Source organism: Streptomyces sp. NPDC059740 (assembly GCF_042733155.1).
Taxonomy (GTDB): domain Bacteria; phylum Actinomycetota; class Actinomycetes; order Streptomycetales; family Streptomycetaceae; genus Streptomyces.
The window spans coordinates 1-23174 of record NZ_JBHWGP010000017.1; the positions used below are offsets into that span (position 1 = coordinate 1).

Sequence of the window (23174 nt, forward strand, 5' to 3'; positions counted from 1 at the left end):
TCCAGCCGCACCCCCGGGCCCGCCGGGGCGTCGAAGCGGGTGACGGTGCCGGGGGCGGGCAGGAAGTTGCGCCCCGGGTCCTCACCGTTGATGCGAAACTCGAAGGAGTGCCCGCGCATCACCGGGTCCTCGTAGCCCAGCTCCTCACCGTCGGCGATGCGGAACATCTCCCGGACCAGGTCGATGCCGGTGACCTCCTCGGTGACCGGGTGCTCGACCTGCAGGCGGGTGTTGACCTCCAGGAAGGAGATGGTGCCGTCCTGCCCGACGAGGAACTCACACGTCCCGGCGCCCTCGTAGCCGGCCTCCTTGAGGATCGCCTTGGAGGCGCGGTAGAGCTCCGCGTTCTGCTCCTGGGACAGGAACGGCGCGGGGGCCTCCTCGACCAGCTTCTGGTGGCGGCGCTGCAGGGAGCAGTCGCGGGTGGAGACGACGACCACGTTGCCGTGCTTGTCGGCCAGGCACTGCGTCTCCACGTGGCGGGGACGGTCCAGGTAGCGCTCGACGAAGCACTCGCCGCGCCCGAAGGCCGCCACCGCCTCACGCACCGCGGAGTCGTAGAGGTCGGGGACCTCCTCCAGGGTGCGGGCCACCTTCAGCCCGCGCCCGCCACCGCCGAAGGCCGCCTTGATGGCGATCGGCAGACCGTGCTCCTCGGCGAAGGCCACGACCTCCTGCGCACCCGAGACCGGGTCGGGCGTGCCGGCGACCAGGGGGGCACCGGCGCGCTGGGCGATGTGCCGGGCGGCGACCTTGTCGCCGAGGTCGCGGATGGCGTGCGGGGGCGGACCGATCCAGGTCAGCCCCGCGTCCAGGACGGCCTGGGCGAACTCGGCGTTCTCCGAGAGGAAGCCGTAACCGGGGTGGACGGCGTCGGCCCCGGAGTCGGCGGCGGCCTGGAGGACCTTGGCGATGTCCAGGTAGCTGGTGGCCGGGGTGTCACCGCCCAGGGCGTACGCCTCGTCCGCGCTCCGCACGTGCAGCGCGTCGCGGTCCGGGTCCGCGTAGACCGCCACACTCGCGATCCCCGCGTCCCGGCAGGCGCGGGCGACGCGGACTGCGATCTCGCCTCGGTTGGCGATGAGCACCTTGCGCACGATGTGTCCTTCCTTGGCGCTACGCCGCAACAGAAAAGCAATCAGTGAGTTTAGGGAATGGCGACACCCGGTGCCGAGCAGTCCCCCGGAGTGAGCTTGCCCACACGGGACGGTCGGTCGCCGGGGTGCGAAGTCGGCCGTACACCCGATTTCCAGCCTAGACCGCCGAACCTGGGCCTTGGTCGACCGGGGACGGCGAACGGCGTGGTTCTGCCTCGCAGTCGCCCGGCAGGGCCGATTCTTTGTCGGGACCCTACGAAGGGCGGCGGGAAAGTTTGCGCCCTGGGTTCCCGGGCCGGGAGGGACGTCGGCCCTCGCCGCGGACGGCCCGCACGGCGGAGGAGGCTGCGGACGGTGGTGTGGGGGCGGTGCGGGGCGCGCACCCACCGACGGCAGGCGCCGGGCGCCTACCGGAAAGGGTGCCTGATCCCCCCTCAGGGAAGAGTCCTGCACGACCCCTTGTCGCCCCTATTACCGATTAGTAGCCTCCGAGGTCGTGGTGGTACCCGTGGTAACGGGCCGGCGCTCACGCGACGAGGCGGAAGAGGGTGGGGGAGTGACGAGGCTGCGCAGGCCGGTGGTCGTCGCCACCGGGATCGTGCTGGTCCTGGAGGCGTTCGGCATCGTGTTGCTCAACTGGATACTCGGCGTCTTCGTCGACCGGCAGCGGATGTCGCTGGCCGGGCTCAAGCCCGAGGCGATGGTCACCGGTACCTACATCGGCGGGGCGGTGGCCGCCCTGTACCTGCTGGTCTGCGCCTTCCTCCTGCTGCGCGCCGCGGTCCGCGACCGGGCACCCGGCGGCTTCGGCCGCATCGTCCTCATCACCTGCGCGGTGATCCACGGCGTCGTCGGCGCCCTCTGCTCCACCCTCGTCAGCTGGCTCGCCTTCGCCGTGCTGATGGTCGTACTCGCCCTGCTGGTCGCCTCGTTGCTGGCATTCGAGCCCGCGGGCCCCGGGACGGGCGCGCCGCGGGAGGAGGGCGACGGCGAGCCCGGACCGCCCGCCGACCCCGCACCGCGCCCCCTGTGACGCCCCCGCCCGCGCGGGCAGGGGACGGCGGGACGCGGAGCGCTCAGCTCCACAGATCGGTGATGGCCACGTCCAGGTCGGCCAGGAGGCGGCGCAGCAGCGGCAGGGAGAGGCCGATGACGTTCCCGGGGTCGCCGTCGACGCCGTCCAGGAACGGAGCCGAGCGGCCGTCGAGCGTGAAGGCCCCGGCCACGTGGAGGGGTTCGCCGCTGGCCACGTAGGCGGCGATCTCCTCGTCGGAGGGCTCACCGAAGCGGACCGTGGTCGAGGCGGTCTGCGAGACCTGCTTCCCGGTCCGGGTGTCGATCACGCAGTGACCGGTGCGCAGCACCCCCGAGCGGCCCCGCATCGCCTGCCAGCGGGCGACCGCGTCCTCGGGCCCCGAGGGCTTGCCGAGCGCCTTCCCGTCGAGGTCCAGCACCGAGTCGCACCCCACCACCAGGGCCCCCGCGACCTCGGGGCGCCCGGCCACCACCGACGCCTTGGCCTCGGCCAGCACCCGGGCGAGGTCACCGGGGGTGTCGGCGTGCAGCGCGTCCTCGTCGACGCCGCTGACGATGACTTCGGGGGAGAGCCCGGCCTGCCGCAGCAGACCCAGACGGGCGGGGGACTGGGAGGCGAGGACGAGTCGGCGGCTGCGGTCTGTCATGCGGCTCATCGTAGAGGGGCGCTGCGACAGGCCCCGGGCCAGGCGGCCGGCCGGGGCGCAGGCCGCGCCCGGCAGGTGTCACAGGCCCGGGAGCAGCACCAGCATCGCCACCACCGCCGCCACCGCCACCACCACGCCGACCCGGCGGAGCATGGCCTGGGTCTCGCGCAGCTCCGGGGGCGGCTCGTCGGGCGGTTCGGACCACAGCATGTCTTCGATGGTCCGTCGCACCGCCCGCCGCCGCCTGAGTACGCGTACTCAGAACCGCCGCCGCGGCCCGCGGCGGCGGCCGGCGGGAATCAGCGGGCCCAGAAGGTGGTGCGCCAGGCCGAAGGGCCCGGCTGCGGCAGGGGGCGGCCGAGGCGGGCGGCCGGATCGGCCCAGGCCGTGGCCGCGCTCTCGCCCGCCCCGCCGTCCTCGGCGGCCGAAGCCGTCGCCGCGGCGCGCGCCTGCACCACCGCCACCGCGGCGGCCAGTTCCTCGGGGGTCGGGTTGCCCCGTACGACTCGGATCATTGCCTGCCTCTCAGGTGACCGGGGGGACGACAGCCGTTCAGAGCGGGATGTTGCCGTGCTTCTTCGGCGGCAGCGACTCGCGCTTGTTGCGCAGCGTCCGCAGCCCCCGGGTGATGTGCCGGCGCGTCTCGGACGGCGCGATCACCGCGTCCACGTAGCCCCGCTCCGCCGCCGAGTACGGGTTGAGGAGCGCGTCCTCGTACTCCTGCACCAGTTCGCGGCGGCGCTCCTCGCGGGCGTCCTCGTCCTCGACGGCGGCCAGGGTGCGGCGGTGGAGGATGTTGACGGCGCCCTGGGCGCCCATGACGGCGATCTCGGCGGTCGGCCAGGCCAGGTTCAGGTCCGCCCCCAGGTGCTTGGAGCCCATGACGTCGTAGGCCCCGCCGAACGCCTTGCGGGTGATGACGGTGATCAGCGGGACGGTCGCCTCGGCGTAGGCGTAGATCAGCTTCGCCCCGCGGCGGATGATGCCGTCGTACTCCTGGTCGGTGCCGGGCAGGAAGCCGGGGACGTCGACGAAGGTGAGCACCGGGATGTTGTAGGCGTCGCAGGTCCGCACGAACCGGGCCGCCTTCTCGCTGGCCTTGATGTCCAGGCAGCCGGCGTACTGCAGCGGCTGGTTGGCGACCACGCCCACCGAGTGCCCCTCGACCCGGCCGAACCCGGTGAGGATGTTCGGCGCGTACAGCGACTGCACCTCCAGGAACTCGCCGTCGTCCAGCACGTGGTCGACGACGGTGTGCATGTCGTACGGCTGGTTGGTGGAGTCCGGGACCAGCGCGTCGAGTTCGCGGTCGAAGTCGGAGGTCTCCAGGTCCGCCTCGTCCGGGTAGGCCGGCGGCTCGGAGAGGTTGTTGGAGGGCAGGTAGGACAGCAGCGCCTTGACGTACTCGACGGCGTCCTTCTCGTCCCCCGCCATGTGGTGGGCCACGCCGGAGCGGGTGTTGTGGGTGCGGGCGCCGCCCAGCTCCTCGAAGCCGACGTCCTCACCGGTCACCGTCTTGATCACGTCCGGTCCGGTGATGAACATGTGCGAGGTCTTGTCGACCATCACCGTGAAGTCCGTGATCGCCGGCGAGTACACCGCGCCACCCGCGCACGGGCCCATGATCAACGAGATCTGCGGCACCACACCCGAGGCGTGGACGTTGCGGCGGAAGATCTCCGCGAACAGGCCGAGCGCCACCACACCCTCCTGGATGCGCGCCCCGCCGCCCTCGTTGATGCCGACGATCGGGCAGCCGTGCTTCATCGCGAAGTCCATGACCTTCACGATCTTCTCGCCGTAGACCTCGCCCAGCGACCCGCCGAAGACCGTCGCGTCCTGCGAGTACACGCACACCGGCCGCCCGTCGACCGTGCCGTAGCCCGTCACCACGCCGTCCCCGTACGGGCGGTTCGCCTCGATGCCGAAGCTCGTCGAGCGGTGCCGGGCGAACTGGTCGAGTTCGAGGAAGGACCCTTCGTCCATCAACAGCTCGACCCGCTCACGGGCCGTCATCTTGCCCTTGGCGTGCTGCTTCTCCACCGCGCGGGCCGAGCCGGCGTGGACCGCCGACTCGATGCGCTCCTGGAGGTCCGCGATCTTCCCCGCCGTGGTGTGGGGCGTGTCCTGCGTCGCGGGCATGGAGGTCTCGGACATAAGGGCGCGGCTCCTCGTCCTTGCTGGTGGCGTGCGGCTACGGCTCACTGGCTTCCTGCTGCGTCGTAGCGTATCCGCCGCCCGTGGCCGTGAGCAGTGCGTCGTTGACCACAGTGCCCGGGCCGTGCCGGCGAGGCCGCGCCCGGCCCGTGAGCGGACGTCGCCGCTTCGGGACCGCTGCCTAGGCTGGGGCCATGGACACACCGACCCCCGACCGCCCCGCCACGCCCCCGGCCGGCCCCGCGGCCCACCGCCCCGCTCCCGGCGCGCGGTGGACCGACCTCGACCGTCCGCCGCTGGACGAGCGGGCGCTGCGCCGCGCCCTGGTACGGCCCGGCGCGCTCTGGTCCGACCTCACGGTCGTCGCCCGGACCGGGTCCACCAACACCGACCTGCTGGCCCGGGCGGCCGGGGCGGCGGTGGGGGAGGGGGCCGTCCTGGTGGCCGAGGAACAGTCCTCGGCGCGGGGACGCCTGGACCGGCGGTGGAGCGCACCACCGCGCTCCGGCCTGTTCTTCTCGGTCTGCCTCACCCCCGGCGTCCCCATCGAACGCTGGGGCTGGCTGCCGCTGCTGGCCGGCGTCGCCACCGCCACCGCGCTCTCCCGGGTCGCGGGCGTGGACACCGCGCTGAAGTGGCCCAACGACCTGCTGGTCACGGTGGCCGGCGAGGAGCGGAAGGCGGGCGGCATCCTCGCCGAACGCGTCGTGCCCCGGCCGGGCGTCGCGGACCCGGGCGGAGTCGTCCTCGGCATCGGGCTCAACGTCTCGCTGAGCGCCGGGGAACTCCCCGTCCCGCAGGCCGGGTCGCTGGCGCTGGCGGGCGCCCGCACCACCGACCGCGACCCGCTGCTGCGCGCCGTCCTGCGCTCCCTGGAGCACTGGTACGGCCTGTGGCGCGAGGCCGGCGGCGACCCCGGCGCGTGCGGGCTGCAGGAGACCTACGCCGCCGGCTGCTCCACGCTGGGCCGCCCGGTGCGGGCACTGCTGCCGGGCGACCGGGAACTGCGGGGCGTGGCCGAGGCGGTGGACGGGGACGGGCGCCTGGTGCTGCGCACCGAGGACGGCGAGCGCCGGCCGGTGGACGCAGGCGACATCGTCCACCTCCGGCCCCAGGAGGGAACGATCACCGGCTGAGCCACGTCCTACCGGTCGCACACCGCGCCGGCCTCCGTCCACGCCGCGAGCCGCCACGGGGCGTCGCGCCGGCCGGGGCCCTTCGGTGGTGCAGTATGAAGAGCCGACGAGTTCGCGGGTGCGAACAGGGCTAAACAGGGACGGACCGGTGGAGCGGGAGAGTGAGCCAGAGCACACCTGCCGTATCGTGGGGGCGACCGCCCGAACCCCCGGGCGAGGCGGGCCGCGGTGACGCTGCCCGCGGGTGCGAACTGATCGGAAGGGCAGTGGGCGAGGACCGGACAGGGGGCGGGCGGTGACCGCCGACGAGCCGGGCGGCACGGCCGGGCACGAACACGGGGCCCCCCGGGGCCCGTCCGACGGGGCCGTCGACCCTCCCGCAGCCCCGCCGCCCGGCGGCGACGGGTCCGGCGCCGACGTTCCCGCGGACACCGGCGACCTCCCCGCGCACCCCGATGGCGACGCCTCCGCCTCCGGTGACGGCGGCCCCTCGGAGAGCGCCGGCGACCCGGAGGAGGGGGGCGAGGACGACGACGGCATCGCCGCCCGGCTGGAACACCTGATCCTGGGCGCCCCGCGCCGCTACACCGCGTTCCAGGCCGCCCGCAGCGCCGGCGTCTCCGTCGACCTCGCCGCCCGTTTCTGGCGGGCGATGGGCTTCGCCGACATCGGCCAGGTCAAGGCCCTCACCGAGGCCGACGTACTGGCCCTGCGCCGCCTTTCCGGCCTCGTCGAGGCAGGGCTGCTCAGCGAGGCCATGGCGGTGCAGGTGGCCCGCTCCACCGGCCAGACCACCGCCCGCCTCGCCGACTGGCAGATCGACTCCTTCCTGGAGGGCCTCACCGAGCCCCAGGACACCGGTCTGAGCCGGACGGAGATCACCTACCCGCTGGTCGAACTGCTCCTGCCCGAGCTGGAGGAGTTCCTGGTCTACGTCTGGCGCCGCCAGCTCGCCGCCGCCACCAGCCGCGTGGTCCAGGCCCAGGACGACGCCGAGATGGTCGACCGCCGCCTGGCCGTGGGCTTCGCCGACCTGGTCGGCTTCACCCGGCTGACCCGGCGCATGGAGGAGGAGGAGCTCGGCGAGCTCGTCGAGGCCTTCGAGACCACCGCCGCCGACCTGGTCGCCGCCCACGGCGGTCGCCTGATCAAGACGCTCGGCGACGAGGTCCTCTTCGCGGCCGACGACGCCGGCACCGCCTCGGAGATCGGCCTGCGCCTCATCGAGACGCTCGCCCACGACGAGACCATGCCGGAACTGCGTGTCGGCATCGCCCTGGGCACGGTCACCACCCGCATGGGCGACGTCTTCGGCACCACCGTCAACCTCGCGAGCCGGCTGACGTCGATAGCGCCCAAGGACACCGTGCTGGTGGACGAGGCCCTCGCGCAGGGCCTGATCAAGGCGGGCGACGCACCCGCCTCCGAGGCCGAGGCCGCCGCCGCGGCCAAGGAGGGCGAGGGCCCGCTGCCCACCTACCGCTTCGCCCTCCAGCCCATGTGGCAGCGCCCGGTCCGCGGCCTCGGCGTCGTCGAGCCCTGGCTGCTGCGCAGACGCTGAGGCCCCGCACCCGCCGCGAGCCCTGCGGCGGGTGGCCCCTCCCCGTGGCGTGCGCGGCTCCGTATGATCGCCCGGTCCGGCGGGTGCGCGAGGGCACCCGCCAACGCCGTAGCCGGAGGCCGTCGTGACCGAGGACCGGGACCACCGCACACCGCAGTCGCCGCAGGGTGCCGCCGAGGGCGTCACGCTCCGCCGCGCCGGCGAACACGTGGCCGAGCTGGTGCTGGACCGCCCGAAGGCGATGAACGCCGTCTCCACCGCGATGGCCGGGTCCATCGCCGGGGCCTGCGCGGAACTCGCCGCGGACCCCGCGGTGCGGGTGGTCGTGCTGACCTCCAGCCACCCCCGCGCCTTCTGCGTCGGAGCCGACCTCAAGGAGCGCAACACCCTCACCGACGCCGAACTGCTGCGGCAGCGCCCGCTGGCCCGGGCCGCCTACACCGGGGTGCTGGAACTGCCGGTGCCGACGATCGCAGCCGTCCACGGCTACGCGCTCGGCGGCGGGTTCGAACTCGCCCTCTCCTGCGACATCCTCGTCGCCGACCGCACCGCCGTGGTCGGACTGCCCGAGGTCTCGGTCGGCGTCATCCCGGGCGGCGGCGGCACCCAGCTGCTGCCGCGCCGGGTGGGGGCGGCCCGCGCCGCCGAACTCGTCTTCACCGGACGCCGCGTCGAGGCCGCCGAGGCCGCCGAGTGGGGCCTGGTCGACCACCTCGTGGACGCCGGTCGCGACCGCGAACACGCCCTGGAGCTCGCCGGACGCATCGCCCGCAACTCCCCGGTGGGCCTGCGGGCCGCCAAGCAGGCGCTGCGCCTGGGCCACGGCCTGGACCTGCGCACCGGCCTGGAGGTGGAGGACGGCGCCTGGCGCACCGTGGCCTTCTCCGGTGACCGCGCCGAAGGGGTCGCAGCCTTCAACGAGAAGCGCGACCCGGTCTGGCCCGGCGCCTGACCGCCGGCCCCCACCACCGGACCGCCGCCCGCGGCGAGGTCCCGGACGGATGTGCGCCGGGCGCGACGGACCGGCCGGGTGAGATTACGGACGGTAGTGGGCGGCGGGTGTCCCGAACAGGGCACGACGTCTGAAACATTCCTACGCTGAGGCAACGGCAGGAGCCTACGGTTACGGAATGTGAGGGCTGGTGGTGGCGGACGGCGAGGCGGAGCGGGGTACCGGCGACGGTCGGATGCGCGCTGTCGTCGACCTCGCCCAGGCCATGGCCGCCGCCCACACGCCACGGGAGTCCGCGCGGGCGGCAGCCGAGGGGGCCCGGCGCGCCCTGGACGGCTCGTTCGCCGCCGTCTCGGTGTGGGAACGCGAGCTGGGGCTGCTGCGGGTCCTGGTCAACGTGGGGGAACTGGCCGAGGACGAGCAGGAGTTCCCCGAGGACGAGACCTACCCGGTCCACGACTACCCCGAGATCACCGGCTTCCCCGGCGGCCGGTGGGAAACCGGCGGTGAGGGGCGGTCCTGGAGACAGACGGCAACGGGACCGGACGCCCCGGCCGCCGAGGGGGCACCGCACAACCCGCACCGCGCCGCCGGGCTGCGGCGGCGGGGCCGGGGCGCGTGCGTCATCACACCCCTGGTGCTGCACGGACGGGCCTGGGGGGAGCTGTACGTCGCCCGGCCCGCCGGCGCTGCGGCGTTCACCGGCGAGGACGCCGACTTCGCCACCGTCCTGGCCGCGGTGGCCGCCGCCGGCATCGTCCAGACCGAGCGCCTGGCCGAGGCCCAACACCTGGCCTACACCGACCCGCTGACGGGCCTGGCCAACCGGCGCGCGGTCGACAACCGGCTCGACGAGGCGCTGGAGCGGCACCGGCGCGAGGGCGTCGTGGTCAGCCTGGTGGTCTGCGACCTCAACGGACTCAAACGCGTCAACGACTCCCAGGGCCACGCGGTGGGGGACCGGCTGCTGGAACGCTTCGGCTCGGTGCTGTCCCTGTGCGGCGCCATGCTCACCGACACCCTGGTGGCGCGGCTGGGCGGCGACGAGTTCTGCCTGCTGGCGGTCGGGCCCGGGGCCGACGAGGTGGTGCGGGTCGCGGAGGAGGTCTGCCGCCGGGCAGGCGCGCTCGACCTGGGTGAGGGCGTGGCCGTGGGTGTCGCCTCGACCGGCGACCCGATCGGCGGCGTCGGTTCCGCCCGGCGCCTGTTCCGGCTGGCTGACGCCGCGCAGTACCGGGCGAAGGCGGCACGCTCGGACACCCCCGTCGTCGCCGGCCGCGACGGCGGCACCGAGGACCCGGTGGTCCGCCTCGCCGACGCCCCGGAGCGCCGCCCCACCACCGAACGGCGACGGTTCCGGCGCTGAGGGCCCGCCGGCCCGTCAGCGCCGAGTCCCGTGCGCAGAGGGCGGCTGACGGGCCGTCCGGGCGCGGTGACGGGGCGGGCTCGTCCCGAGCGCGGGCCGGCCCGGCCCGCGCGCCTCGCGCCCGCCGCGCTGCTACCGGGCGAGCCAGTGGACGGTGAGCGAGGCGGACTCCGGCCCACTGCCCGTCAGACTCACCGAGTCCTCCCGGTGGGCGCCGGGGTTCCGGTGCCCACCGGCGGGATGTACGGGCGCGGCGTGCTGGGCCGGGCGGTGCACCCCGCCGCGGAAGGTGTTCTCCACGGTGGCGTGCGCGGACGGGATGAAGGACAGGGCGAGCAGCACCGTGCCGGCGGCACCGGCGGTCAGCAGCGTTCGACTCGCACTCAACAGATGGTTCCTCTTCGCGGTGGAGCGGACGGGGACGGCGGCAGGACGGCAGGGAAGTGTGGGCCCCTCCGGGCGGGAACCGCACACGGGATGGCGCGGGTCCGGCCGACGATGCCGGCCCGGCCAGTGGGTGGTTGCCTGCCGGGACGGCTGCGCCCGCGGTGTTCTCCGGCTGCCGTCCGAAGGGACGGGTGCCGACCGCGGACCCCTGTGGGAACGGGCCCCGCGGGCACGGCACATGACGCAGCCACAGGTAGGTGTGGACTACAGCCGCTGGGGAAGATGGTAGTGACCGCAGCGGGTCGCACGGAAGCCGGGAGGCGTCGTGCATAACCTCCCCCTCATGAGCAGCGAAGAGAACTCACGGTTCGTCAGGCTTCAGGTGGAACTCGTCATGGAGGTGACGGACCAGGCCCGCCTGGCCGGTGCCGCGCACGAGCGCATCGCCGACGACGCCTTCATGACCGACGCGGAGCGCCAGGAGGCGCGGACCACCGTGGAGAAGGACGCCGCGGAGTCGCTGGCGTACCTCGTCGACCCCGTCGACCTGGTCACGGCACTCCCCGGCGTCGAACTGGCACAGGCGTCCTGGAGCAGCGAGGAGATCGAGTACGACCCCGCTTCGGCGGAGTGGGACCTGGTCGGCGCCGGGGAGGACTGACGCCCGCAGGCGCAGCCCCCGGACCCGAGGGGCGCCCGACGGCCACGGCGCCCCGCCGCGACCGGCCAGGCGCCCCGGTACCCCGCCCCTGAGGTCACGCACCTCAGCCCGTCCGCCCCAGGGGAGCGCCGCGACGCGTCCAGGGGGAGCGCTCGGCGGTCTGAGGCTCCGCGGAACGTCCTACGTGTCCTTTCCCACACCCGCAGCAGGCATGGATCGGGCGAAACGGAAAATACGTGGTGAGGGGTAACCGGGGACCCCTGTGTCTGCACCCCCGGTACCGCAGCTCGGGGACGTTGGGACCGTAGCGATGGAGAAGCGAACAATGACGGAGAGCAAGCGCCGCAAGGGCCTCGCCGTGACCGCAGTACTGGTCGGCGGCAGCCTGGCCCTCACGGCCTGCGGAGCCGGCGCCTCAGGCGACGACGCCCGTCATGACAGCAGCCGGCAGGTCGACGAGGCGGCGGCGAAGGACGCCTCCGACGCGAGGATCCACATACAGCCGAAGAACGGCTCCACCGGGGCCGGCATCAACAGCGACACCAAGGTGACGGCCAGTGGCGGCAAGCTGACCGACGTCACCATGAAGCCCACCACCGGCTCCGGCGCGGCGGTCAAGGGCACCATCGGCGACGACGGGAAGTCCTGGCGGCCCGACGGCCAGCTGGAGCGCGCCACCAAGTACGAGATAGCCGCCCACGCGGTCGACTCCAAGGGGCGCAAGGCCGTCGAGCACGCGACCTTCACGACCGTCTCGCCGTCCCACAGCTTCATAGGCAACTTCACGCCCGAGGACGGCTCCACCGTGGGCGTCGGCATGCCGGTGTCGATCAACTTCGACAAGCCGGTCAAGGACCGCAAGGCCGTCGAGTCCGCCATCAAGGTCTCCGCGAGCAGCAACCAGAAGGTCGTCGGCCACTGGTTCGGCGACAAGCGGCTGGACTTCCGGCCGCAGGACTACTGGAAGGCCGGCACCAAGGTCACCATGAACCTGGACCTCGACGGCGTCCAGGCCTCGCCCGGCGTCAAGGGCGTCCAGCACAAGACGGTCAGCTTCACCGTCGGCCACTCCCAGGTCAGCACCGTCGACGCCGCCACCCACGAGATGACGGTCGTCCGCGACGGCAAGAAGATCAAGACGATCCCGATCTCCGCCGGCAGCACCGACCACCCCACCTACAACGGGCAGATGGTCATCTCCGAGAAGTTCGAGCAGACCCGCATGGACGGCTCCACCGTGGGCTTCAAGGGCGACGACGGCAAGGGCGAGTACGACATCCCCGACGTCCCCCACGCCATGCGCCTGAGCACCTCGGGCACCTTCATCCACGGCAACTACTGGGGCAAGGGCATCTTCGGCAAGACCAACACCAGCCACGGCTGCATCGGTCTTGAGGACGTCAAGGGCGCCAAGGACTCCACCACGCCCGCGGCCTGGTTCTACGACCACTCCCGGACCGGCGACGTCGTGATCATGAAGAACTCGCACGACAAGACCATCCAGCCCGACAACGGCCTCAACGGCTGGAACATGGACTGGAACGAGTGGGTCGCCGGCAGCGCGACGAACAGCTGACGCAACCGGTCGCCGCGGCCCCCCGGGCCGGCCCGACCGCTCGCTCCCACCTGTGCACGGCCCGCCGTCCCAGCGGCAGGCCGTGCACGGTCGCGTCGGGCCCCGGCGGCGCAGCGCGCGTGCGGCCCCACCGCGCTCCCCGGGCGGCCCGCCGGGTCACGGGCGCCCACGGCCCGGCAACCGGCCGCAGGTGCGTACCGTGGACGGCGTGAGCAGGCGCAGAGCAGGCCGGGCGGACACCGGCCACCACGGCGGACCACGGACCGCCGAGCACACCGGCACCGACCACCCCGGTACCGGCGGCGAGGACGCCGCCGAGCTGGTCGCCGCCGTCCTCGGTGAGCTGACCTACCTGAGCGACGGCCCCGCCGTGGACGACGCCCTGGAGGCCGGCGCCTCGCGTCTGGCCGCCGCGCAGGCGGGCCCCGAGGCCGTCGGCAGCGCCCTCCTCGCCGCCGCCGTCGAACGCACCGCCCGGAACTGGGACGGCGGCTGGACCCCCGCCGACCTGGTACGAGTGGTCCGCCGCGACCTCACCGACCAGCTGGGGGCCGGCCCGGAAGTCCTCGCGCTGACCTCGCTCGCCCTCGACGCCGTCGCGGCAGAGGCCCGCCGCGCGGCGCACGCCACCGGAGCCGACCCCTACGCACACGCCCGCGCCCGCCACGGCTCCCGGTGGGCTGAGCAGCTGCGCGACCTGGCGGCCGAGACCTGGTGGCAGGAGGACGCCGCCTACCTCGACGCCCTCGTCCGCCGCCGCCAGAGCTCCCGCTTCGAGACGCTCCTGGACCTGCTGCGGGTACTGCGCACCCTGGCCCGGCAGCCCCGCATCCCACCCCTTCCGGACGCCACCGCCCCGGCCGCCGCCGACCCCGCCACCGCCCGCGTCCTCGGCCGCATCCGGGCCCTGCTGGCCAAGGCCGAGGCGACCACCTACCCCGAGGAGGCCGAGGCGCTCTCCGCCAAGGCCCAGGAGCTCATGGCCCGGCACAGCGTCGACGAGGCGCTCGCCGGCAGCTCGGACGGCGCGCGGGGGGCCGGGCCCGGCGCGGGGAACGCCCCCACCGCGATCCGGGTCGGCGTCGAAGGGCCCTACGAGGAGGCGAAGGCGCTGCTCCTGGACGCGGTCGCGGGCGCCAACCGGTGCCAAGCGGTGTGGTCCGAGGTCTGGTGCTTCACCACCCTCGTCGGTTTCGCCGCCGACCTGGAGCGGACCGAACTCCTCTACACCTCGCTGCTGGTCCAGGCCACCACCGCCGCAGGCCGCGCCGCCGACGCCCACCACGCCCGCGGCCGCTCCCGCCGCACCCGCGACTTCCGGCAGTCCTTCCTCGTCGCCTACGCCGACCGCATCCGCCACCGCCTGGACGCCGCCACCCACCGCGTCACCCGCGACGCCGCCGAGGACAGCCCGTCCCTGCTGCCTGCCCTCGCCTCCCGCGAGGCCGCCGTGCAGGAGGCCACCGGCGCCCTCTTCCCGCAGACCACGGCCGTCCGCCTGCGCGGTGTCCGCGACGCCGAGGGCTGGCGCCAGGGCACGGCGGCGGCGGAGCAGGCGCGGCTGGGAGAGGCGGCGGAGAAACGGCGGGGGATCACCGGGCGGTGAGGTGGGGCAGCGGGCGCGGCGGCGTGGGGGAGGCCGACCCCGGGCTCTGCGCATCGACGCCTCGCCGCACCGACGCACCGACGCATCGACACCCCGGCACCAGGCGCACGCGGAACGGGAGAACCCGACGCGTCCGGGGACACGGACGCGCCGGGCGTGCGGGGGTGCTCTGCGCCCTTGCCGAGCGGTTCCCGGGCTCTGCCGGACTACTGGGCCGGTGCCACTCCGACCGGGCACGACACCCCGGTCCCGCCGATCCCGCAGTATCCGGCCGGGTTCTTGTCCAGGTACTGCTGGTGGTACCCCTCCGCGGGGAAGAACGGCCGGCCCTCGGCGGGCAGGATCTCCGTGGTGATCGAGCCGTAGCCGGAGGCGGTCAGCGTGGCCTGGTAGGCGTCCCGGGAGGCCTCGGCGGCCTGCTGCTGCTCCGGGGAGTGGGTGTGGATCGCCGAGCGGTACTGGGTGCCCACGTCGTTGCCCTGGCGGAATCCCTGGGTCGGGTCGTGCGACTCCCAGAACACCTTCAGGAGCTGCTCGTAGGAGACCTTCGAGGGGTCGTGGACCACGCGCACGGCCTCGGTGTGACCGGTGTGGCCGGTGCAGACCTCCTCGTACGTGGGGTTCGGCGTGGAGCCGCCCTGGTAGCCGACGAGCGTCGTCCACACCCCGGGCGTCTCCCAGAACTTCCGCTCGGCACCCCAGAAGCAGCCCAGGGCGAAGTCGGCGACGGCCAGTCCCTCCGGGTACGGGCCGAGGAGCGGGTTGCCCAGGACGGTGTGGCGCTCGGGAACGGTGAAGCCCGGCTCGGCGCGGCCCGGCAGCGCCTCCTCCGGAGTGGGCAGAGCGTTCTGGAAGCGGGAGAACAGCATCGGGATCAGTGCTCCGGAAGCGGTGAGGGGGCAGAACCGTGGTTACCGACAACGCCGGGACGGCGGGAAGCATTCCCCCGGCGCCGACCGCCCCCGCTCCGGACCACCCGGACCAGGCGGACCAACCGGACCAGGCGGACCACCCGGACCAGGCGGCCCCGGCCCCGCCTCGAAGAGCGGGCCCTTACAGACCCGGCGGCTGGAACGTGGTCGCGTTGCCGCCCAGGCTCTCGTACCCGGCGACCGCGACCGCCCGGTAGGAGACGTACTGCGCCACCGGATCGCCGCTGTAGGACCACGGGACCGCCCCCACGTGCCCGTCGACCAGCCGGAGCTGCTCCAGCGCCTCGGCGTACCGCTCGGCGCGCACCAGGAACCAGGCCAGCAGGTGGCGGACGTGCGGCGCCACCGGGTGGTCGGCGGGGGCCTCGCGCAGGGCGAAGTGGGCGCCCTCGATGGCCCGTTCCACCACGGCGCTCTGGTAGAGGCCGCGGACCAGGTTCGCCTCGGGGAGGTGCTCGTACACCGCGAACAGCGGCAGCGCGGGCAGCAGCGTGCCGCGGGGCGCCTGCGAGGCCGCGCGCTCGGCGAACGCCTCCGCCTGCGACCGCGAGCCGTGCCACTTCTGCGACCAGTACGGCAGCGCCGCCAGGTGCGCTCCCATGTGGTGCGGGGCGCGCCTGGCCACCTCCGACCACAGCGCCTCGTAGTCCGCCGCCCGCTCGCCCAGGCCGCGGGCGACGACCAGGTCCGTCAGGTACGGCAGGGGGCTGCCCGGCGCCAGCAGCCCCGCCTCGCGGCAGACCGTGCGCGCCTCCTCCAGCAGCATGCGGAAGTCCTGCGAACCGGGATCGCGCATCGCGCGGAGCGCCAGGAACTGGGCCTGGGTCTGTGCCGCGCCCGGGTCCTTGGGCGCCTCGGCCCGCCAGGAGCGGAGCCAGGCGGCGCCCGCGCCGGAAGCCCGGCCCAGTTCGAAGACGGCGGCACCCGCCAGTGTCTGCACGCGCTGCCAGCGCCGCTCCCCGTCCTCGCCGGTGGCGGCGAGCAGCTGGGCGGCGTAGCGCCAGTCCCCCGAGGTCCGCAGCGCCTCCAGGGCCTCCTCCAGGTCGGCGTCCGGGCCCGGCAGCCGGACGTCGAGCTCCTCCGGAGGGACGAAGCCGTAGCCGACCGCCGGGTCGAGTGCCGGCCCGGCCGTGGCGCCCACTGCCCGCCGGCCGTCCTGGAGCCGGCCGCGTGACCGGAGCCAGGGGACGAGCACGAGGGCGACCAGCGAGGTCGCGGCGAGGAGAACCAGCAGAGCGTTCATGGGCGGTCCTACGGTCGTGGGGTCTCGGGAGTGCCAGGTCGTGGTGGACGGGTGCCGGGCGGCGGCCGGTCGAGCGGTCGGGCGGGTGCGGGCGCGGCCGGGTGAGGGCTCGTCCGGCTGTGCCCATCCTCTCCACTCCCCAGAGAAGCAGAAAGTTCCTCGGAGGACGCCCTCCGCGCGCACTAGGCTCGGCCGGCATGAGCGATCAGCGCGACCAGCGTTCCCAGCACTTCGAAACCCTCGCCATCCACGCGGGCCAGGAACCCGACCTGGCCACCGGTGCGGTGGTGCCACCGATCTACCAGGTGTCGACGTACAAGCAGGACGGCGTGGGCGGCCTGCGCGGCGGCTACGAGTACAGCCGCAGCGCCAACCCGACCCGTACCGCCCTGGAGGAGAACCTCGCGGCCCTCGACGGCGGTCGCCGGGGACTCGCCTTCGCCTCGGGCCTGGCCGCGGAGGACTGCCTGCTGCGCACGTTGCTCACGCCCGGCGACCACGTGGTGATCCCCAACGACGCCTACGGCGGCACCTTCCGCCTCTTCGCCAAGGTCGCGGAGCGGTGGGGCGTGGAGTGGTCGGTGGCCGACAGCTCCTCCGCCGAGGCCGTCCGGGCCGAGCTGCGGCCCCGCACCAAGGCGATCTGGGTCGAGACGCCCAGCAACCCGCTGCTGGGCGTCACCGACATCGAGGCGCTCGGCCAGGTGGCCCGGGACGCCGGCGCCCGCCTCGTCGTCGACAACACCTTCGCCAGCCCCTACCTCCAGCAGCCGCTGGCGCTCGGCGCCGACGCCGTCGTCTACTCCACGACCAAGTACATGGGCGGCCACTCCGACGTGGTCGGCGGCGCGCTGGTCGTCAACGACGAGGCGCTGGCCGCGGACCTCGTCTTCCACCAGAACGCCATGGGCGCCATCGCCGGCCCCTTCGACGCCTGGCTGGTGATGCGGGGCATCAAGACGCTCGCCGTCCGCATGGACCGGCACTGCGCCAACGCCTCCCGCGTCGCCGAACTCCTCACCGCGCACCCCAAGGTCACCCAGGTCTACTACCCGGGACTCCCCGAGCACCCCGGTCACGAGGTCGCCGCCAAGCAGATGCGGGCGTTCGGCGGCATGGTCTCCTTCCGCGTCGCGGGTGGCGAGGAGGCGGCGGTGGCGGTGTGCAACCGGACGCGCCTGTTCACGCTCGGTGAGTCGCTGGGCGGCGTGGAGTCGCTCATCGAGCACCCCGGGCGCATGACGCACGCCTCGGCCGCCGGTTCGGCACTGGAGGTCCCGGCCGACCTCGTGCGGCTCTCCGTCGGCATCGAGTCCGTCGACGACCTGCTGGCCGACCTCAGCCAGGCACTGGGCTGACGGACGGCGGCGGACGGGCGGGCACGGACGGACGGGGCGGCCTCCGCCCGCCACCGCCCGCCCGTCCGCCCTGCCGCCCCGCCACCGGCCGCTACCAGGGCACCGGCGGGGTGTTCTGCAGCGGCGGGGCCTCCCACGGCCGCCGGGCCGCCGCCCAGAGGGCGATGGCCAGCAGCAGGGCGGCGAGGACCGTCCAGCCCAGCAGGCCGAACGCCCGGCGCAGCCGCAGCAGCCGTTCCCCCCGCAGGACGGCCCGGCGCAGCAGGGCGGTCGGCACCCGCGGGTGCCTGCCGTCCAGCAGACGCCGCACCCGTGCCTCCTCGCGGTCCTGGCGCGTCATCGGGCACCGGCTCGGGTTCCGGAGCGCCCGGCCGCGGCCACGCCTCCCTCGGCACCGCCCCTCCCGCCACCCGCGCCGCCTCCCTCCGGCAGCGGCGGCGGGGCGTCGAGGACGCGGGACACCGAGCGGCGGACCAGGAGGTGGACGCGGTCGGTGGACAGCCCCAGCCGCGCCGCGACCTGCGCCGGCGGCACCTCCTCGTACAGCAGGAGCACCGCCACGGCCCGCTCACGCGGTGAGAGGCGGTGCAGGGGGCCCGGGGGAGGAGAGGCGGGACGGGGCGGCCGGGGCCGGGGGGGAGGGGCGGGACGGGGTGGCCGGGCCTCGCTGTCCGGGCCGGTCCCGTCGGCCCCGGGGGCAGCAGCCTCGGCGGGCGCCGGCACAGCCCTCGCGGCCCCACCCTTCCTCCTGAGCCCGGCGGCGCACCACGGCAGGCGGCTGCCGGACGCCGTGGTGCGGGGCCGCCACCGGGGGAAGGCGTGCGTGGCGCGGAGCACGAGTTGCTGGCGCGTGTGGTCGTAGGGGTCGTCGTCCCGTACCCGGTCCCAGCGGGACAGCGTGTGGGCCAGGGCGGCCACCAGCAGCCGGTCGGCGGCCGGCCCCGGGTGCTCGGCGGGGGCGCCGGTCAGCAGCGCGGCGGTGTGCAGCAGCCGTCCGGCGACGTCCGCCGCGAACGCCTCGAACTCCTGGACGTCTCTCTGCCGCCGGGCCCTGCGCCGCTCCCCCACGCGTCCCTCCCCGTCCCGCCGCCCGCACGCGGCGGGCCCCCGCCCATGGCACGGCAGCGCCCCCGCCGCGTCAAGAGGGCGGGAGCGCTGGGCCGGTGGGCGTCAGCCGGCGGAGGTGTCCGTCGTGGGCGGCAGGGACGCCGTCACGCCGGACAGCGAGGCGTTGAAGCGGGTCAGCAACGAGCAGAACTGGTCGCGCTCGGTCTCCGTCCAGTCCTCCGTCACCAGCGCCATGAGGGCGCGGCGCGAACTGCGGACCTCCTCCAGCCGCGCACGGCCCCGGGCACTGAGCTCCAGCACCACGGCCCGGCCGTCCTCGGGGTGCGAGGCCCTGGTGACCAGGCCGGCGTCGACCAGCGGCGCGACCTGCCGGGTCACCGTCGAGGAGTCGATGCCCATCCCCGCCGCCAGCGCCTTGACCCCCATCGGTCCCTGGGTGTCGAGGCGGTGCAGCAGCAGGTAGGCGGCGCGGTCCATGGAGTTGCGGGCCTGTCCGACGCCGCCGAGCCGACTCTGCTCGGCGCGGCGCGCGAAGACGGCGACTTGGTGTTGGAGGGTGTCCAGCACGGGGGTCTGGGAAGTGGTCGTCATGTCCGGCGAAGTGGGCATGGCCTGGCTCGCTTCATGGTCAAGGAAGGATTGGGGGACAGGGTACGCGGCGCAGCCGCTGCCCGGACGCGCGCTGCCCGAACCGATGTGTGACCGATGCCGGGCAGTGTCCTGCCACGCGCTGCCGCGCCCCGTACCGTGGCGGGCGCCCTGCCGCCGGCGCCGCGGGTGACGCCCCGGCGAACCCGGGTGGGAGGACCAGGGGAGCAGCGGGCGGCGGAGCTGCGAGACTGACGCCATGGCTGATGACACCTCCTCTCCGTCCCCCCAGGACCGACCGGCCGCTGCCGCACCGGCGGGTGCGGAGCAGGCGGGAAGGGGCCCGGCCCCGGTGCAGGCGGCCGTTCCGGCTGTCGGACTGGACGACGTGCGCCGGGCCCGCAAGACGCTCTCCGGGGTCTCCCGCACCACCGCACTGGAGGGCAGCCGCTACCTGTCCGGACTGGTCGGGGCGCCCGTCCGGTTCAAGTGCGAGAACCTCCAGCGCACCGGCTCCTTCAAGCTCCGCGGCGCCTACGTGCGGATCGCGGGGCTCTCGCCCGCCGAGCGGGAGGCCGGGGTGGTGGCGGCCAGCGCCGGCAACCATGCCCAGGGAGTGGCCCTCGCCGCCTCCCTGCTCGACGTCCGCTCCACGGTCTTCATGCCGGTCGGGGCGCCGCTGCCGAAGGTGGCCGCCACCCGTGAGTACGGCGCCGAGGTGCGCCTGCACGGGCAGGTCGTCGACGAGACGCTGGCAGCCGCGCAGGAGTACGCACGCGAGACGGGCGCGGTCTTCATCCACCCCTTCGACCACCCGGACGTCATCGCGGGCCAGGGCACCGTGGGCCTGGAGATCCTCGAACAGTGCCCGGAGGTGGGCACCATCGTCCTCGGTATCGGGGGCGGCGGTCTGATCGCCGGTGTGGCGGTCGCGGTGAAGGCGCTCCGGCCCGACGTGCGGATCGTGGGCGTGCAGGCCGAGGGCGCCGCGGCGTACCCGCCCTCACTTGCGGCCGGACGTCCGGTGGCCGTGGAGCGGGTGGCGACGATGGCCGACGGCATCAAGGTGGGCCGCCCGGGCGACGTGCCGTTCCGCCTGGTCGCCGACCTCGTGGACGAGGTGCGCACGGTCTCCGAGGACGAGCTCTCCAGCGCCCTGCTGCTGTGCATGGAGCGGGCCAAGCTCGTCGTCGAACCGGCGGGGGCGAGCCCGGTCGCCGCCCTGCTCTCCCGGCCGGACAGCTTCGAGGGCCCGGTGGTCGCCGTCCTCTCCGGCGGGAACGTCGACCCCCTGGTCCTGCAGAGCACCCTGCGGCACGGCATGGCGGCGGCGGGACGCTACCTCTCGCTGCGGCTGCGGCTCACCGACCGGCCCGGCGCGCTCGCCCACCTCCTGGGCGTCCTGTCGACCATGGACGCCAACGTCCTCGACGTCCTGCACGTGCGCACCGACCCGCGGCTCGGCCTGAGCGAGGCGGAGGTCGAACTGCACCTGGAGACCAAGGGGCCCGGCCACTGCGAGGAGCTGCGCGGCGCGCTGGAGGAGGCCGGTTACACCGTCACCTCCTGACGCCTGCCGCCTCCGGAGGCCCGCCACCTCCCCGGGCCGTGCGCGGGCCGGCCGGCAGGAGCGGTGCCGGCGGGCGGCGCCTGACCGGTCTGCGTCGCAGCCGGGTGGCGGGCCCCACCCTCCGTAGACTCGGAACGAGAGCATCCCACTACGGGGAGTGACCGCATGCCAGGCGCCATCCATGCCGAGGGGCTGGTGAAGACCTTCGGGGACGTCCGGGCGCTGGACGGCGTCGACCTCGACGTCCCCGAGGGCACCGTGCTGGGCCTGCTGGGCCCCAACGGGGCCGGCAAGACCACGGCGGTGCGGGTGCTGACCACGCTGCTGCAGCCGGATGCCGGCAGTGCCGTCGTCGCCGGTGTCGACGTGGTGCGCGCGCCCCACGAGGTACGCCGCGTCATCGGCCTCTCCGGCCAGTTCGCGGCCGTCGACGAGTACCTGACGGGACGCGAGAACCTCCGCATGGTGGCGCAGCTCTACCAGCTCAGCGCCCGCGACGCGAAGGCACGCGCCGCCGAACTCCTGGAGCGGTTCGGTCTCGCGGACGCCGCCGACCGCATCGCGAAGACCTACTCCGGGGGCATGCGGCGACGCCTGGACCTGGCCGCCGCACTGGTCGTCCGGCCGCCCGTGATGTTCATGGACGAGCCCACCACCGGCCTCGACCCCCGCAACCGGCAGGCCCTGTGGGAGGTCATCGAGGAACTCGTCGCCGGCGGCACGACACTGCTGCTCACCACGCAGTACCTGGAGGAGGCCGACCGGCTGGCCCACGACATCTGCGTCGTCGACCACGGCCAGGTCATCGCCCGGGGCACCGCCGACCAGCTCAAGGACCGGATCGGCGGCGAGCGCGTGGAGGTGGTGGTGCACCGTGACGCACAGGTCGCCGTGGCGCAGGAGGTGCTGGCCGGCGCGGGCGGCGGCGAGACCGAGGTGGAGCCGCACACGCGCCGCATCACCGTCCCCGTCACCGGCGGCGCCAGGCTGCTCGCCGAGGTCATCCGGGAGCTGGACGCACGCGGTGTGGAGATCGACGACGTGGGGCTGCGCAGGCCCACACTGGACGACGTGTTCATCTCCCTGACGGGGCACTCAGCGGACGAGATGGAGACCGGGAACGGCGGCGGCGGACCGGGAGCGGCGGCCCGCGGCGCGGACCCGGACGGGACCCGGCAGGGCGCACCGGCCGAGCAGGACGACCGGGCCGGGACGGGCCACCGGGCCGAGGAGGGCGGACGGTGAGCGCCGCCACGGACGCCGCGGCCCTCGGCCCGGCCGCACGCCGGGGCGCCGTCACACAGGCGGTGCACGACTCGCTGGTGGTGGCCCGGCGGAACCTGCTGCGCATGCTGCGGATTCCCGAGGTCCTGGTCTTCGGGCTGGTCCAGCCCATCATGTTCGTGGTGCTGTTCAGCTACGTCTTCGGCGGGTCGATCGCCGTGGGCGGCTCCACCTCGCCCGCCGCCTACCGCGAGTACCTGATGGCGGGGATCTTCGCGCAGACGGTGACGTTCGCGACCGCCGGGTCGGGGGCGGGCATCGCCGAGGACATGCACAAGGGACTCGTCGACCGGTTCCGCTCGCTGCCCATGACGCGGGGCGCGGTGCTGACCGGCCGCACCCTCGCCGACCTGGTGCAGACGGCGCTGACCCTGCTGGTGCTGGCGGGGGTCGCGCTCATCGTCGGCTGGCGCACGCACACCGACGCCGGCCGGATCCTGCTCGGTTTCGTCCTGCTCCTGCTGCTCGGCCACGCGTTCTCGTGGATCGGCGCCCTGATCGGTCTGAGCGTGCGGACACCGGAGGCCGCGACCTCCGGCGGCCTGGTCTGGCTCTTCCCGCTCACCTTCGTCTCCAACGCGTTCGTCCCGACCACCAACATGCCGGCGTTCCTGCGCCACATCGCCGAGTGGAACCCGTTCAGCACCACGGTCCAGGCCTGCCGCCGGCTCTTCGGCAACCTCCCGCCGCACTACCCGGTGCCCGACGCGTGGCCGATGCAGCACCCGGTGACCGCCTCGCTGATCTGGTCCGTGGTGATCATCCTGGTGTTCCGCTTCCTCGCCGTCCGCAAGTACCGCTCCGCGACCGGCTGAGTGAGCCGCCACCCCGGCTGCTCGCGGGCGCCCGGCGCACGGCGGCAACCTCCGGGGGCCGGAAAGGCGTCGAGGTGGTGCGGGCGGGGCGGCATGGACCGCCGCACCAGTGGTGAGGCATGCAGACGGGGCGGC

General features: G+C 74.4%; 23 protein-coding genes. 12 read left to right on the forward strand and 11 right to left on the reverse strand.

Annotated features, from left to right (window positions below; translation table 11 throughout):
- Positions 1-1097, reverse strand: a 1097-nt coding sequence (locus ACFV3R_RS20205; protein ID WP_385584540.1) for an acetyl/propionyl/methylcrotonyl-CoA carboxylase subunit alpha, incomplete at its 3' end; no start/stop codon positions are given.
- A gap of 556 nt (positions 1098-1653) precedes the next feature.
- On the opposite strand from ACFV3R_RS20205, the gene ACFV3R_RS20210 reads away from it, so the two are divergent.
- On the forward strand, positions 1654-2130 hold the full coding sequence (locus ACFV3R_RS20210; protein ID WP_385584542.1) for a hypothetical protein: 477 nt from the start codon (positions 1654-1656) through the stop codon (positions 2128-2130).
- 43 nt (positions 2131-2173) lie between these two features.
- Here ACFV3R_RS20210 and ACFV3R_RS20215 read toward each other — a convergent pair whose 3' ends face one another.
- From ACFV3R_RS20215 to ACFV3R_RS20230, 4 genes are all read right to left on the reverse strand, one after another.
- Entirely contained in the window at positions 2174-2779 is a 606-nt protein-coding gene (locus ACFV3R_RS20215) for a Maf family protein (protein ID WP_385584545.1), read from the reverse strand.
- 78 nt (positions 2780-2857) lie between these two features.
- Positions 2858-2989, reverse strand: a complete 132-nt coding sequence (mmpB, locus tag ACFV3R_RS20220) for a morphogenic membrane protein MmpB (protein ID WP_385584548.1) — start codon at positions 2987-2989, stop codon at positions 2858-2860.
- Positions 2990-3078: 89 nt separating this feature from the next.
- Complete coding sequence (locus ACFV3R_RS20225) at positions 3079-3294, reverse strand: acyl-CoA carboxylase epsilon subunit (protein ID WP_385584551.1); 216 nt, start codon at positions 3292-3294, stop codon at positions 3079-3081.
- A gap of 37 nt (positions 3295-3331) precedes the next feature.
- A complete protein-coding gene (locus ACFV3R_RS20230; protein WP_385584854.1) occupies positions 3332-4921 on the reverse strand; it encodes an acyl-CoA carboxylase subunit beta in 1590 nt (529 codons plus the stop codon).
- A gap of 209 nt (positions 4922-5130) precedes the next feature.
- On the opposite strand from ACFV3R_RS20230, the gene ACFV3R_RS20235 reads away from it, so the two are divergent.
- From ACFV3R_RS20235 to ACFV3R_RS20250, 4 genes are all read left to right on the forward strand, one after another.
- The gene (locus ACFV3R_RS20235; protein ID WP_385584554.1) at positions 5131-6072 is read left to right on the forward strand and encodes a biotin--[acetyl-CoA-carboxylase] ligase; all 942 of its coding nucleotides are present in this window, start codon (positions 5131-5133) and stop codon (positions 6070-6072) included.
- A gap of 295 nt (positions 6073-6367) precedes the next feature.
- A complete protein-coding gene (locus tag ACFV3R_RS20240; RefSeq protein ID WP_385584557.1) occupies positions 6368-7633 on the forward strand; it encodes an adenylate/guanylate cyclase domain-containing protein in 1266 nt (421 codons plus the stop codon).
- Positions 7634-7757: 124 nt separating this feature from the next.
- Positions 7758-8585 (forward strand): enoyl-CoA hydratase/isomerase family protein, encoded by an 828-nt coding sequence (locus ACFV3R_RS20245; protein WP_385584560.1) that lies wholly within the window; start codon positions 7758-7760, stop codon positions 8583-8585.
- A gap of 235 nt (positions 8586-8820) precedes the next feature.
- Complete coding sequence (locus ACFV3R_RS20250; RefSeq protein ID WP_385584563.1) at positions 8821-9951, forward strand: diguanylate cyclase domain-containing protein; 1131 nt, start codon at positions 8821-8823, stop codon at positions 9949-9951.
- A 132-nt stretch (positions 9952-10083) separates the two neighbouring features.
- Here the strand turns inward: ACFV3R_RS20250 and ACFV3R_RS20255 are convergent, their stop codons facing one another.
- On the reverse strand, positions 10084-10338 hold the full coding sequence (locus ACFV3R_RS20255; protein ID WP_385584566.1) for a hypothetical protein: 255 nt from the start codon (positions 10336-10338) through the stop codon (positions 10084-10086).
- 343 nt (positions 10339-10681) lie between these two features.
- Here ACFV3R_RS20255 and ACFV3R_RS20260 point away from each other — a divergent pair, with 343 nt between their 5' ends.
- From ACFV3R_RS20260 to ACFV3R_RS20270, 3 genes are all read left to right on the forward strand, one after another.
- On the forward strand, positions 10682-10999 hold the full coding sequence (locus ACFV3R_RS20260; RefSeq protein ID WP_385584569.1) for a hypothetical protein: 318 nt from the start codon (positions 10682-10684) through the stop codon (positions 10997-10999).
- Positions 11000-11324: 325 nt separating this feature from the next.
- Positions 11325-12575 (forward strand): Ig-like domain-containing protein, encoded by a 1251-nt coding sequence (locus ACFV3R_RS20265; protein WP_385584571.1) that lies wholly within the window; start codon positions 11325-11327, stop codon positions 12573-12575.
- A gap of 208 nt (positions 12576-12783) precedes the next feature.
- Entirely contained in the window at positions 12784-14181 is a 1398-nt protein-coding gene (locus ACFV3R_RS20270) for a DUF2786 domain-containing protein (RefSeq protein ID WP_385584574.1), read from the forward strand.
- Between the two features lie 206 nt (positions 14182-14387).
- Here the strand turns inward: ACFV3R_RS20270 and msrA are convergent, their stop codons facing one another.
- Entirely contained in the window at positions 14388-15050 is a 663-nt protein-coding gene (gene msrA / locus ACFV3R_RS20275; protein WP_385584577.1) for a peptide-methionine (S)-S-oxide reductase MsrA, read from the reverse strand.
- 184 nt (positions 15051-15234) lie between these two features.
- Entirely contained in the window at positions 15235-16356 is a 1122-nt protein-coding gene (locus ACFV3R_RS20280; RefSeq protein ID WP_385584579.1) for a hypothetical protein, read from the reverse strand.
- Positions 16357-16553: 197 nt separating this feature from the next.
- On the opposite strand from ACFV3R_RS20280, the gene ACFV3R_RS20285 reads away from it, so the two are divergent.
- Entirely contained in the window at positions 16554-17714 is a 1161-nt protein-coding gene (locus tag ACFV3R_RS20285; RefSeq protein WP_385584581.1) for a cystathionine gamma-synthase, read from the forward strand.
- Positions 17715-17805: 91 nt separating this feature from the next.
- Here the strand turns inward: ACFV3R_RS20285 and ACFV3R_RS20290 are convergent, their stop codons facing one another.
- The 3 genes from ACFV3R_RS20290 to ACFV3R_RS20300 all read right to left on the reverse strand — a co-directional run bounded on the left by ACFV3R_RS20290 (position 17806) and on the right by ACFV3R_RS20300 (position 19391).
- Positions 17806-18054 carry a hypothetical protein gene (locus ACFV3R_RS20290; RefSeq protein ID WP_385584584.1) on the reverse strand — a complete coding sequence of 83 codons (249 nt, stop codon included), beginning with the start codon at positions 18052-18054 and terminating at the stop codon, positions 17806-17808.
- The gene (locus tag ACFV3R_RS20295) at positions 18051-18782 is read right to left on the reverse strand and encodes a sigma factor-like helix-turn-helix DNA-binding protein (protein WP_385584587.1); all 732 of its coding nucleotides are present in this window, start codon (positions 18780-18782) and stop codon (positions 18051-18053) included. The genes ACFV3R_RS20290 and ACFV3R_RS20295 overlap by 4 nt, the downstream gene beginning before the upstream one ends.
- 102 nt (positions 18783-18884) lie before the next feature.
- Positions 18885-19391 carry a MarR family winged helix-turn-helix transcriptional regulator gene (locus ACFV3R_RS20300; protein ID WP_385584591.1) on the reverse strand — a complete coding sequence of 169 codons (507 nt, stop codon included), beginning with the start codon at positions 19389-19391 and terminating at the stop codon, positions 18885-18887.
- Positions 19392-19629: 238 nt separating this feature from the next.
- On the opposite strand from ACFV3R_RS20300, the gene ilvA reads away from it, so the two are divergent.
- The 3 genes from ilvA to ACFV3R_RS20315 all read left to right on the forward strand — a co-directional run bounded on the left by ilvA (position 19630) and on the right by ACFV3R_RS20315 (position 23039).
- The gene (gene ilvA / locus ACFV3R_RS20305; protein WP_385584594.1) at positions 19630-20940 is read left to right on the forward strand and encodes a threonine ammonia-lyase; all 1311 of its coding nucleotides are present in this window, start codon (positions 19630-19632) and stop codon (positions 20938-20940) included.
- 165 nt (positions 20941-21105) lie between these two features.
- Complete coding sequence (locus ACFV3R_RS20310) at positions 21106-22185, forward strand: ATP-binding cassette domain-containing protein (protein ID WP_385584597.1); 1080 nt, start codon at positions 21106-21108, stop codon at positions 22183-22185.
- Entirely contained in the window at positions 22182-23039 is an 858-nt protein-coding gene (locus tag ACFV3R_RS20315) for an ABC transporter permease (protein ID WP_385584600.1), read from the forward strand. Before ACFV3R_RS20310 ends, ACFV3R_RS20315 begins: the two co-directional genes overlap by 4 nt.
- Positions 23040-23174: the final 135 nt, after the last annotated feature.